This window comes from Pseudomonas sp. B2021, from assembly GCF_018135665.1.
Lineage (GTDB): Bacteria > Pseudomonadota > Gammaproteobacteria > Pseudomonadales > Pseudomonadaceae > Aquipseudomonas > Aquipseudomonas lactis.
Genome location: NZ_SMOF01000001.1, coordinates 2785985 through 2797970 on the forward strand (window position 1 = coordinate 2785985; position 11986 = coordinate 2797970).

Below are 11986 nucleotides of genomic sequence, written 5' to 3' on the forward strand. Positions count from 1 at the left end.
AAAACGCTGTGTCAGCGCTGAAACCTTTCATCTACTCGGCCAGTTCAGCTCTGTGGCGAAATTGCTCCAGTGCCTGGGGGTTGGCCAGGGCATCAGTGTTTTTCACCGGCTCGCCATGCACCCCATTGCGCACCGCCAATTCGACGATTTTGCCGCTGATGGTGCGGGGGATATCCGTGACAGCGAGGATCTTCGCCGGGACGTGGCGTGGTGTGGTGTTGGCGCGAATCACCTGGCGGATTTGCTGTTGCAGCGCTTCGTCCAGTTCGACCCCGTCATCCAGGCGCACAAACAGCACCACGCGCACGTCGTCCTGCCAACGCTGACCGATGGCGAGGCTTTCCAGCACCTGCGGGACTTTTTCCACCTGGCGATAAATCTCGGCGGTGCCAATGCGCACGCCGCCGGGGTTGAGCACCGCGTCGGAGCGCCCGTGGATCAACAGGCTGCCGTTGGCGCGTTGCTCGGCATAGTCGCCCTGGGCCCACACGCCGTGGAACTGGCTGAAATACGAAGCGCGCAGCTTTTGCTGCTGCGGGTCGTTCCACAACCCGATGGGCATGGCAGGGAAATGCCGGGTGCACACCAGTTCGCCTTTCTCTCCGATCAGGGGCCGGCCCTGGTCGTCCCACACTTCGATGGCCATGGCCAGGCTCTTGCACTGCATCTCACCGCGCCGCACGTGCAGCACCGGGTTGCCGATCACAAAGCAGGAGACAATGTCGGTGCCACCGGACATCGAGGACAGGCACAGATCGGCTTTGATCTCGCGGTACACGTAGTCGTAACTCTGGGGCGACAGCGGCGAGCCGGTCGAAATCAGGCCCTTGAGGCTGCCCAGATCGTGGCTCTGGCGCGGCTGCAACCCTGACTTTTCCAGGGTGGCGAGGAATTTGGGGCTGGTGCCGAACACGCTGATTCTTTCCGCATCGATCAGGTCGATCAAGCGTTCGGGGCCGGGGTGGAACGGCGAGCCGTCATACAGCACCGCGGTGGCGCCGATCGCCAGCACCGACACCAGCCAGTTCCACATCATCCAGCCGCAGGTGGTGTAGTAGAACAGGCAGTCCTCGCGGTTCAGGTCGGCATGCAGGCCGTGTTCCTTGAGGTGCGTGAGCAGTACGCCGCCAGTGCCATGGATGATGCACTTGGGGATGCCGGTGGTGCCGCTGGAATAAAGGATATACAGCGGGTGATCGAACGGCACCGCGACAAATTCGGGTTCGCCGCAAGCTTTGTAAAAGTCGTCCCACAGCGCGACGTGGGCGTGGGTGGTGTAGTCCCCAGCCTGAGCCTCGGGCTTGGCGTAAGGCACGATGATCAGCTGTTGCAGGGAGGGCAGGCGTTCAAGGATTTCATTGAGCTTGGCGCTCTGGTCGATGCGCTTGCCGGCATAGCGGTAGCCTGCGCAGGTGATCAGCACCTTGGGCTCGATCTGGCCGAAGCGGTCGATGACGCCCTGGGTGCCGAAATCTGGCGAGGAGCACGACCAGATCGCACCGAGGCTGGTGGTGGCGAGCATGCCGACCAGGGTTTGCCAGGTGTTGGGCATGCACGCGGCCACGCGGTCACCTATACCGACCCCGGCCGCCCGCAGGCTTTTTTGCAGGCCGGCCACGTGTTCCGCTAGCTGCGCATAGCTCAATTGTTCACGTTGGCCGTCTTCGCTGACAGCCACCACCGCAGGATGATCGTCACGGCGGCGTAACAGGTGTTCGGCGAAGTTCAGGGTGGCGCCGGGAAACCAATGGGCGCTGGGCATCTCCACGTCTTCGATCAGGGTGACGCTGGGCGGGCTGCGAAACTGCACGTCAAAGAACGCGACAATCGCCTGCCAGAAGTCCGGGCGCTGGTCGATGCTCCATTGGTGCAGGGCGGGGTAGTCGTGGAGCTGAACGCCGTGGCGCTGGTTGATGAAGCGGCGGAACTGGTCCATGCGCGTGGCGTGGATGCGTCCGGGGGACGGTTGCCAGAGGATGTCGGACATAAGCTGCCTCTTCTCGTTCCCACGCTTCGCGTGGGAATGCCTGACTGGACGCTCTGCGTCCACTTTTGGGGCGCGGAGCGCCCCGGTCTGCGTGCCCACGCAGAGCGTGGGAACGATCATCACGGGTTTACTGGGCCAGCCAGCCACCATCGATGTTCCAGGCCGCGCCGCGCACCTGGGCGCCGGCTTCGCTGCACAAAAACAACACCAGCTCGCCCAACTGCGACGGCGTCACAAACTCCAGCGACGGCTGTTTCTCCGCCAGGAGATCCTGCTGCGCTTGCTGTGGGTCGACCCCGGTAGCCACGCGATCATCAATCTGCTTCTGCACCAGCGGCGTCAGCACCCAGCCCGGGCAGATGGCGTTGCAGGTCACATTACTGGTGGCGGTTTCCAGGCCCACCACCTTGGTGAGGCCGATCACCCCATGCTTGGCCGCCACGTACGCCGCCTTGCCCACTGAGCCGACTTGGCCGTGCACCGAGGCGATATTGACGATGCGCCCCCAGCCCTTGGCCTTCATGCCCGGCAGGCTCAAACGTGTACTGTGGAACACCGAGGACAGGTTGATCGCGATAATCGAATCCCAGCGTTCCACCGGAAAGTCTTCCACCGCTGCCACATGCTGGATGCCGGCATTGTTGACCAGGATGTCCACGCCACCGAACTCGCGCTCGGCGTAAGCGAGCATGTCGGCGATCTGCGCGGGGTCGCTGACGTCGGCCGGGTGATGCCCGACCTTGCCGCCAAACGCCTGCACCTGGGCGATCACCGCGCTGGCGTCGCCAAAGCCGTTGAGAATCAGGTTGGCGCCGGCCTTGGCCAGGCTCAGGGCAATGCCTAAGCCGATGCCACTGGTGGAGCCGGTGACCAAGGCGGTCTTGCCATTCAAAGTCGTCATGAAAACCTCACACAATGCCGGTGGCGTAGAAAGTACCGATCACCACGAACACCGCAAGGGTCTTGATGATCGTGATGCCAAAAATGTCCTTGTAGGCTTCGCGGTGGGTCAACCCGGTGACGGCCAGCAGGGTGATCACCGCGCCGTTGTGGGGCAGGGTGTCCATGCCGCCGCTGGCCATGGCCGCGACCCGGTGGAGCACCTCAAGGGGGATATTGGCCGCGTGGGCGGCTGCAATAAAGCTCTCGGACATCGCCGCCAGGGCGATGCTCATGCCGCCGGAAGCGGAGCCGGTGATACCGGCCAGCAAGGTCACGGTGATCGCTTCGTTGACCAGCGGGTTGGGGATGCCCTTGAGCCAGTCCGCCAGTACCAGAAAGCCCGGCAGCGAGGCGATCACGGCGCCAAACCCATATTCCGAGGCGGTGTTCATCGCCGCAAGCAATGCACCGCTTACCGCGCTTTTACTGCCTTCGGCCAGCTTGCTCTTAATTGCCGAGAAGCCGAACACCAGTACTACGATAATCCCCACCAGCAACGCCGCCTGCACCGCCCAGATCGCGGTGAGCTTGGCGATTTCGGTGGTCACCGGCGCGCTCATGCCCGGCAGGCTGAGGCTGTGGGTCTTGCCGTACCACTGCGGGATCCAGTGGGTGAACAACAGGTTCATCACCCCCACCAGGATCAGCGGCGACAGCGCGAGCCACGGGTTGGGCAGGCTCAGGTTGTCGGCGGTTTCCGGCTCATTGCGCAACTCGGTGCCATAACCTTCACCTGCGCGCTGGGCCTTGTTGCGCTGGCGTGCGAGGTAGAGCATGCCGGCGCAAAACACGAAGATCGTGCCGATCAGCCCCAGCCACGGCGCCGCCCAGGCGGTGGTGTTGAAGAAGGTGCTGGGGATGATGTTCTGGATCTGCGGGGTGCCGGGCAGGGCGTCCATGGTGAACGAAAACGCGCCGAGGGCGATGGTCGCCGGGATCAGGCGCTTGGGGATATTGCTCTGGCGGAACATCTCGGCGGCGAACGGGTACACCGCAAACACCACCACGAACAGCGACACGCCGCCATAGGTGAGCAGGGCGCAGACCAGCACAATCACCAGCATCGCCTGGCGGGTGCCGAGCAAGCGGATCGCAGCGGCCACAATCGAACGCGAAAAGCCTGACAGCTCAATGAGCTTGCCGAACACCGCACCGAGCAGGAATACCGGGAAATACAGCTTGATAAAACCGACCATCTTTTCCATGAACACCCCGGTAAAGGCAGGGGCGACGGCGGACGGGTCGGTGAGCAGCACCGCGCCAAGGGCGGCGATGGGGGCAAACAGGATAACGCTATAGCCACGGTAGGCGGCCAGCATCAGCAGCGCGAGCGCAGCCAGGGCAATGATCACACTCATGGTGTGTCTCCATCGGATTGTTATTGTTGTGGGGTGAGGCTGTGGGAGGGAGCTAAAGCGAGATGTGTGCCAAATTTTTAACTTGTTGATATATATAGCTTTATTTACTTTTAACGACGGTTTTCCAGAAGATAGTCTCAATCGAGAGACGAGTGGAGATCCCTTGTGGGAGCTGGCTTGCCTGCGATAGCGGTGTAACAGTGCAATATTCCCCGGCTGAACCAACGCTATCGCAGGCAAGCCAGCCCCCACACAGGGTTGTCTTGATAGTGGGAATATTGTCTCCTTTATGAGACTAGCTTATTCCACGCGCCAGCATTTTTTTATACAGCGTCGACCGCCCCAGCCCTAGCCGCTTGGCTGCCTCCACCACATTCCCCTCACACGCCGTGAGCGCGGCGGCGATAACCTGCCGGTCAAACCGTTCCCGTGCCGCACTGAATGTCTCTCCCTCCATCGACACCAGCGCACGGCGTTCAACCGGCGTAAAAGTGCCAATGGCCGTGCGTATCTCCTCGGCACTCAACACCACGTCATCACTCAACAGCGCCGCCCGCTCCAGCACATTGCGCAGCTCGCGGATATTGCCCGGCCAGGCATGTTGGGCCAACAGCGCCAGCGCATCGCGGTCCAGTTCGTGCTGGCTGCGCAACTCCTCAAGGATCGCCTCGCTCAACGCCGGAATATCCTCCAGGCGTTCACGCAACGGCGGCACCTGGATCGGCAGCACGTTCAGTCGGTAATACAAATCCGCACGAAACTCGCCACGTTTGATCGCCGCCTCCAGGTCCATGGACGTTGCGGCAATCACCCGCACATCGCTGTGCAGCATCTCGTTGGAGCCCACCGGTTCGAATTCCTTTTCCTGCAACACCCGCAGCAATTTGCTTTGCAGTGGCAGCGGCATGTCGCCGATCTCATCGAGAAACAACGTGCCGCCCTGGGCGATCTGGAACTTGCCGGGGCGGCCCTTGCGGTCGGCACCGGTAAAGGCGCCGGGTGTGGTGCCGAAGAATTCGGCTTCAAGCAGGTCATGGGGAATCGCCGCGCTGTTGATGCTCACAAAGGCTTTGTGCGCCCGGGGCGATGCGCCGTGGATGGCCTGGGCGAGCAGCTCCTTGCCGGTGCCGGTTTCCCCGAGCAGCAATACCGGCGATTCGGCGCTCGCACTGCGCCGCGCCCGGCGCTTGACCTCAAGGCTGGCGGCGCTGGTGCCGATAAAGTGCGCGAAGTTGTATTTGCTTTGCCGCGAGCGCAGCAGTGAGCGCGTGGAGGCCAGCTCCTGCTGCATGCTCAGGTAGCGCTCGATCAACGGCGACAGGTTGCGCAGTTCATCGAACAGCGCAAACCCAATCGCGCCGATCACCGCCCCGGCCTCGTCGTGGATCGGCAGGCGCATCACCACCAGCGGGCCCTTGGGAGTGTCCTGGATATCCAGCAGGATCGGCCGGTCATTGCGCACCACCTGGCGCAGCAGGCTGTTGGAAATCACCTGCTCGCAAGGCTGGCCGATGGCTTGGTCGGCGCTCTTGAGGCCAAAACGCTTGGCGTAACGCTCGTTCATCCACACGATATTTGCATCGCGGTCGACGATGACCGTGCCTTCGCTGGACTGCTCGATGATCTCGAACAGCGACTGGATGGCCAGGCCGCGAACCTGTTGGTAGTCCTTGAGGCTAGTGCTCATGGAGGCAGAATCCTGTTAATCATCACAAGGGGATGTGCGCTGCTGCCAGCAGTTCTTTGGTGTACGGGTGTTGGGGCGACTCGAACACATCATGGCTGGCGCCACGCTCCACCACCTTGCCATCCTTGACCACGATCATGTCATGAGCCATGGCGCGCACCACCGCCAGGTCATGGCTGATAAACAGGTAGGTCAGGCCGTATTTGTCCTGCAGTTCGCGCAGTAGCGCCACTACTTGTTTTTGCACCGTGCGGTCCAGTGCCGAGGTGGGTTCGTCGAGCAGCATCAGCGCTGGCTTGAGCACCAGGGCGCGGGCAATGGCGATGCGTTGGCGCTGGCCACCGGAAAACTCATGGGGGTAACGATGCCGGCTGGCAGGGTCGAGGCCCACGTCCTTGAGCACCTGGATGACTTGCGCTTCGCGGTCGGCCAGGCTGCACGGTGCGTGTACTTCCAGGCCCTCGCTGATGATCTGCTGCACCGACATGCGCGGGCTGAGGCTGCCATAGGGGTCCTGGAACACCACCTGCATCTGCTTGCGCCACGGGCGCATCTGCTGATGGTTGAGCGGGTCCAGGGCCTCACCCTGGAAGCGGATGCTCCCGCTGGAGTCGAGCAAGCGCAGGATCGCCTGGCCCAGGGTGGACTTGCCGGAACCGGACTCACCGACAATCCCCAGGGTTTTGCCGCGCTGCACGCTGAGGCTGATACCGTCCACCGCGCGCAGGTAGGTCTTGGCCCGGAACAGCCCGCCGCCAAGGGGGAATTGCACGCTCAGGTCATCCACTTCCAGTACCGTCTCACGCGGCTCGCTGCACAGCACATCGCCCGAGGGCTCGGCGTCCAGCAGCAGGCGGCTGTAGGGATGCTGCGGTGCGGTGAACAGGGCCTGGCAGTCGGCCTGCTCGACGATTTCCCCGGCGCGCATCACGCAGACCCGCTGGGCGATACTGCGCACCAGGTTCAGATCGTGGCTGATCAACAGCAGCGACATGCCCAAACGTTGCTGCAAAGATTTGAGCAGCAACAGGATCTTGCGCTGCACCGTCACGTCGAGCGCCGTGGTGGGCTCGTCGGCAATCAGCAGTTCGGGCTCGCAGGCCAGGGCCATGGCGATCATCACCCGCTGGCGCTGGCCGCCGGACAGTTGATGGGGGTAGGCCTTGAGCCGTTCCTGGGGTTTCTGGATGCCCACCAGTTCCAGCAGTTCGAGGATGCGCGCCTGCGCCGCCTTGCCGCCCAGGCCCTTGTGCAGCAGCAGGGTTTCGCCGATCTGCTTTTCGATGCTGTGCAGCGGGTTCAGGGAGGTCATCGGCTCCTGGAAAATCATGGCAATGCGGTTGCCGCGCAATTTTTGCAGGGTGCTTGGTGAGGCGCCGATCAGTTCCTGGCCGCGATACTTGATGGAACCCAGGGTTTGGGTGCCGGCTTGCGGCAGCAGTTGCAGGATCGAATGGGCCGTCACTGACTTGCCCGAGCCCGACTCACCCACCAGCGCCAGGCACTCGCCGGGGCGCACGTCCAGGCTCAGGTTGCGCACGACGGTCTGGCCGTTGAAGGCGACGCATAGGTCGCGGATTTCGATCAGGTTCATACGCACTTACTCATGAGCGAGGGTCGAAGGCGTCACGCAACGCCTCGCCGATAAACACCAGCAACGACAGAATCAGTGCCAGGGTGAAAAATGCCGTCAGCCCCAGCCACGGCGCTTGCAGGTTCTGCTTGCCCTGGCCGATCAGCTCACCCAGGGACGCGCTGCCGGCGGGCATGCCGAAGCCAAGGAAGTCCAGGGCGCTCAAGGTGGAGATCGCTCCGGTCAAGATAAACGGCAAATAGCTGAGGGTCGCGGTCATGGCGTTGGGCAGGATGTGCCGACGAATGATCTTGGCATCGCCCAGGCCCAGGGCGCGCGCGGCCTTGACGTACTCCAGGTTGCGCCCGCGCAGGAACTCGGCGCGCACCACGTCCACCAGGGCCAACCAGGAAAACAGCGCCATGATCCCCAGCAACCACCAGAAGTTCGGCTCCACAAACCCCGACAGGATAATCAGCAGGTACAGCACCGGCAGGCCGGACCACACCTCGAGGATGCGTTGCCCGAGCAAGTCCACCCAGCCGCCGTAGTACCCCTGCAGCGCGCCGGCGGCAATCCCGATGACGGCGCTGATGGCAGTCAGGGCCAGGGCAAACAGGATTGACACCCGTGCCCCAAAGATCACCCGCGCCAACACATCGCGGGACTGGTCATCGGTGCCCAGCCAGTTCACCGCCGACGGCGGGCTCGGGGCAGGGCGGGTGAGTTCGTAGTTGGGGGTGTCATCGCTGAACGGAATCGGTGGGAACAGCATCCAACCGCCCTCCTGCTTGATCAGCTTTTGCACGTAGTCACTGCGGTAATCCGCCTGGAACGGCAATTGCCCGCCGAACTGCTGCTCGGTGTAGCGCTTGAACACCGGGAAATACAGCTCATTCTTGAAACTGAGCACCAGCGGTTTGTCATTGGCGATCAACTCGCCGCCCAGGGTCAGTATGAACAGGCCGATAAACAGCCACAGCGACCACCAGCCACGCCTGTTTTTCTTGAAGCGCTCGAAACGCCGACGGGCCACGGGAGACAGGTTGAGCATCAGGCGTTCCTCGCGGCGAAGTCGATACGCGGGTCCACCAGGGTGTAGCAGAGGTCGCCGATGAGTTTTATCAGGAGGCCGAACAGGGTGAAGATAAACAGCGAGCCAAACACCACTGGGTAGTCGCGGGACACCGCCGCCTCATAGCTCATGCGGCCCAGGCCATCGAGGGAGAAGATCACCTCGATCAGCAGCGAACCGGCAAAGAACACACTGATAAACGCCTGGGGGATCCCCGAGATCACCAGTAACATCGCATTGCGGAACACGTGACCGTACAGCACCCGGCGTTCGCTCAAGCCCTTGGCACGGGCGGTAACCACGTACTGGCGGGTGATTTCATTGAGGAACGAGTTCTTGGTGAGGATGGTCAAGGTGGCGAACCCGCCGATCACCAGTGCCGTGACCGGTAGCACCAGGTGCCAGAAATAGTCGGCCACCTTGCCCACGGTACTCAGTTCGGCAAAGTTTTCCGAGACCAGCCCGCGTACCGGGAACCAGTTCAGCGAGGTGCCGCCGGCGAACACCACGATCAGGAACATCGCAAACAGGAACGCCGGCATCGCGTAACCGATGACGATGGCTGTGCTGCTCCACATATCAAAGCTGCTGCCATGGCGCACGGCCTTGCGTATGCCCAGCGGGATCGACACCAGGTAGGTGATCAGCGTGGCCCACAGGCCAAGGGAAATGGTGACGGGCATCTTTTCCAAAATCAGATCGGTCACCGTCGCGCCGCGAAAGAAGCTGTTGCCGAAATCCAGTTGGGCGTAGTTCTTGAGCATCAACCACAGGCGTTCCGGCGCGGATTTGTCGAAGCCGTATTGTTTTTCGATGTCCTTGATCAGCTTCGGGTCCAGGCCACGGCTGGCCCGCGAGCCGCTGATGCCTTCGCCGGATGCGCCCGCCACACCACCGCCACCAATGCCTTGCAAGTGGGCGATGGCTTGCTCCACCGGCCCGCCGGGCGCGGCCTGCACGATCACGAAGTTCACCAACAGGATGATCACCAGCGTCGGGATGATCAGCAGCAGGCGCCGTACGATATAGGCAAGCATCAGTGGGCCTCTCCGCGTTTTTTCAACTCAGCCTGCATTTGTTCGTTCGTCAGCGGGGTGGGGCTGACTTCCCACCAGGTTTCCAGGGCTTCGTCGTTCTTCGCCTCGATGGCCGGGCGTCCGAAACGGTTCCACCATGCGGCGGAGGTGCCCGGTGGGTAATAGTTGGGGATCCACAGGTAATTCCATTGCAGTACGCGGTCCAGAGCGTGGGCATAGGTGAGCATCTTCGCCTGGGTGTCGGCCTTGACCAGGCCATGGATCAGGGTGTCGACGGCCGGGTCCTTGAGCACGATGTAGTTGTTGGCGCCCGAATCGAACGCGGCGGCAGAGCCGAAATAGTTGTACAGCTCCATGCCGGGCGAGGTGGTGACCGGGAAACCCGTGACGATCATGTCGTAGTCGCGGGCCATCAGCCGGTTGACGTACTGCGAAGAGTCAATGCGGCGGATATTCAGGGTGATGCCGATCTGCGCCAGGTTGCGTTTGTAGGGCAGCAACAGGCGCTCAAGGCCGTTCTGGACATTCAGAAAGGTGAATTCCAGCGGCTCGCCCTGGGCATTGACGAGTTTGTCGCCCACAGGTTTCCAGCCGGCGTCTTCCAGTAGGGCCAAGGCTTGCAGCTGTTTATCGCGGATCATGCCACTGCCATCGGTGACCGGGGCCTTGAACACCTGAGTAAACACCTCATCGGGAACCTGCCCGCGCAGAGGCTCGAGGATCGCCAGTTCTTCCGGAGTGGGTAACTGGCTGGCGGCCAATGGGCTATTGGAGAAATAGCTCTGCTGGCGGATGTACAGGTTGCGCATCATCTGGCGGTTGGCCCATTCGAAATCCCACAGCATCGCCAGGGCCTGGCGCACGCGCCGGTCCTTGAACATCGGTTTTTGCACATTGAACACATAGCCCTGGGCCGGCTGCGGCATCTCCTTGGCCAGGTGCGCGCGCTGCAGGCGGCCATCGTCCAGGGCCGGGCCGTTGTAGCCGATGGAGTAACCAGTGGCAGAGAATTCTCGGTTGAAGTCGTAGGCACCGCCGCGCAGCACCTGGCGCGCCACTTCGGTGTCGCCGAAGTATTCCAGGCTCAGGTGATCGAAGTTGTACAGGCCACGGCTGACCGGCAAGTCCTTGCCCCACCAGTCGGGGTCGCGTGTGAAGGTGATGGTGCTGCCGGAATCGATCTTGCTGACCTTGTAGGGGCCGCTGCCCAGCGGGGCTTCGTAACCGCCGCCGTTGGCAAAATCGCGGGTCTTCCACCAGTGCTCGGGGAACACCGGCAAGGTAGCGATATCCAGGGGAAGGGTGCGGTTTTCGTTGCTGGAAAAGTCAAAGCGCACCTGGCGTTCGCCTTCGACTTCGACGTGTTTGACGTCGGCAAACAACGTGCGATAGCGCAGGCTGCCTTGGGTCATCAACACGTCAAAGCTGTAGCGTACGTCTTGCGCGGTAATGGGCGTGCCATCGGCAAAACGCGCCTTGGGGTTCAGGTAGAAGCGCAGCGACAGGCCGTCGCCTTCGCGTTCCATCTTTTGCGCCACCAGGCCATAGACAGTGTAAGGCTCATCCAGCGAGCGCAACGCCAAGGGCGCGTACACCCAGCCGTCGACCTGGGACACGCCGATGCCTTTGTCGATATAGGGCAGCACATGGTCAAAGCGCCCCACCTCCAGCGCCGAACGCCGCAGGCTGCCGCCCTTGGGGGCGTTGGGGTTGGCGTAGTCGAAATGGCTGAAACCTTCGGCGTACTTGGCCGGCTCGCCGTATACCGTCAAGTAGGTTTGCGGGGCCGCGATCACCGCAGTGCTGGCCATTAGCAAGGCCAGGGTGGAACAGAGCAGAGATGAAAAAGCCAATCGCATTATCAGCCTTGAGCGCCGGGTAAAGAATAATAAGGATTTGTACGCTAACGGCTTGGGCATCGCCAGTCATCAGATGCACAACGGCCCACCAAAGGGCGGGCCGTTGTTTATAGCATCAGCGCAGATTGAATCAATCCTGGCGGCTGGTGACTTCCAGCAGGTGGTAGCCGAACTGAGTCTTCACCGGGCCTTGCACGGTGTTGACCGGGGCACTGAAGACCACGGTGTCGAATTCCTTGACCATCTGGCCTGGGCCGAACGAACCGAGATCACCGCCTTGGCGGCTGGATGGGCAGCTGGAGTTGGCTTTAGCGATTTCTGCGAAATCAGCGCCGCCTTCGATTTGGGCTTTGAGGTCGTTGCATTTGTCTTCAGTGGCAACGAGGATGTGACGGGCGGTGGCTTTGGCCATGGTGAGTAACTCCTAAAGTAAAAACGGTGAGCGTACCGGATTCAGGCGGTTATTTC

9 protein-coding genes are annotated in these 11986 nt (G+C 61.9%); all 9 read right to left on the bottom strand.

The window, feature by feature from the left end; all coding sequences use genetic code 11:
• Window positions 1-31: 31 nt before the first annotated feature.
• Window positions 32-1987, bottom strand: a complete 1956-nt coding sequence (locus tag E1K68_RS12405) for an acetoacetate--CoA ligase (protein ID WP_212614159.1) — start codon at window positions 1985-1987, stop codon at window positions 32-34.
• A gap of 127 nt (window positions 1988-2114) precedes the next feature.
• Window positions 2115-2888, bottom strand: a complete 774-nt coding sequence (locus tag E1K68_RS12410; protein WP_003191811.1) for a 3-hydroxybutyrate dehydrogenase — start codon at window positions 2886-2888, stop codon at window positions 2115-2117.
• Between the two features lie 7 nt (window positions 2889-2895).
• Window positions 2896-4287, bottom strand: coding sequence for a GntP family permease (locus E1K68_RS12415; RefSeq protein WP_003191810.1), 1392 nt, complete (start codon window positions 4285-4287; stop codon window positions 2896-2898).
• 295 nt (window positions 4288-4582) lie between these two features.
• Window positions 4583-5974, bottom strand: coding sequence for a sigma 54-interacting transcriptional regulator (locus tag E1K68_RS12420; RefSeq protein ID WP_212614160.1), 1392 nt, complete (start codon window positions 5972-5974; stop codon window positions 4583-4585).
• A 22-nt stretch (window positions 5975-5996) separates the two neighbouring features.
• Window positions 5997-7568, bottom strand: a complete 1572-nt coding sequence (locus E1K68_RS12425; protein WP_034135838.1) for an ABC transporter ATP-binding protein — start codon at window positions 7566-7568, stop codon at window positions 5997-5999.
• A 10-nt stretch (window positions 7569-7578) separates the two neighbouring features.
• The gene (locus tag E1K68_RS12430; protein ID WP_003191804.1) at window positions 7579-8601 is read right to left on the bottom strand and encodes an ABC transporter permease; all 1023 of its coding nucleotides are present in this window, start codon (window positions 8599-8601) and stop codon (window positions 7579-7581) included.
• Window positions 8601-9659: a microcin C ABC transporter permease YejB gene (yejB, locus tag E1K68_RS12435; RefSeq protein ID WP_034135837.1), complete on the bottom strand. Its 1059-nt coding sequence runs from the start codon at window positions 9657-9659 to the stop codon at window positions 8601-8603. The genes E1K68_RS12430 and yejB overlap by 1 nt, the downstream gene beginning before the upstream one ends.
• Window positions 9659-11518, bottom strand: a complete 1860-nt coding sequence (locus E1K68_RS12440; RefSeq protein ID WP_003191801.1) for an extracellular solute-binding protein — start codon at window positions 11516-11518, stop codon at window positions 9659-9661. Before E1K68_RS12440 ends, yejB begins: the two co-directional genes overlap by 1 nt.
• 130 nt (window positions 11519-11648) lie before the next feature.
• Entirely contained in the window at window positions 11649-11930 is a 282-nt protein-coding gene (locus tag E1K68_RS12445; protein WP_003191800.1) for a peptidylprolyl isomerase, read from the bottom strand.
• Between the last annotated feature and the right edge of the window lie 56 nt (window positions 11931-11986).

Bases quoted from the DNA above. Each gene is read 5' to 3' on its own strand.
- E1K68_RS12405 (WP_212614159.1), bottom strand. From the start codon at position 1,987: ATGTCCGACATCCTCTGGCAACCGTCCCCCGGACGCATCCACGCCACG.
- E1K68_RS12410 (WP_003191811.1), bottom strand. From the start codon at position 2,888: ATGACGACTTTGAATGGCAAGACCGCCTTGGTCACCGGCTCCACCAGT.
- E1K68_RS12415 (WP_003191810.1), bottom strand. From the start codon at position 4,287: ATGAGTGTGATCATTGCCCTGGCTGCGCTCGCGCTGCTGATGCTGGCC.
- E1K68_RS12420 (WP_212614160.1), bottom strand. From the start codon at position 5,974: ATGAGCACTAGCCTCAAGGACTACCAACAGGTTCGCGGCCTGGCCATC.
- E1K68_RS12425 (WP_034135838.1), bottom strand. From the start codon at position 7,568: ATGAACCTGATCGAAATCCGCGACCTATGCGTCGCCTTCAACGGCCAG.
- E1K68_RS12430 (WP_003191804.1), bottom strand. From the start codon at position 8,601: ATGCTCAACCTGTCTCCCGTGGCCCGTCGGCGTTTCGAGCGCTTCAAG.
- yejB (WP_034135837.1), bottom strand. From the start codon at position 9,659: ATGCTTGCCTATATCGTACGGCGCCTGCTGCTGATCATCCCGACGCTG.
- E1K68_RS12440 (WP_003191801.1), bottom strand. From the start codon at position 11,518: ATGCGATTGGCTTTTTCATCTCTGCTCTGTTCCACCCTGGCCTTGCTA.
- E1K68_RS12445 (WP_003191800.1), bottom strand. From the start codon at position 11,930: ATGGCCAAAGCCACCGCCCGTCACATCCTCGTTGCCACTGAAGACAAA.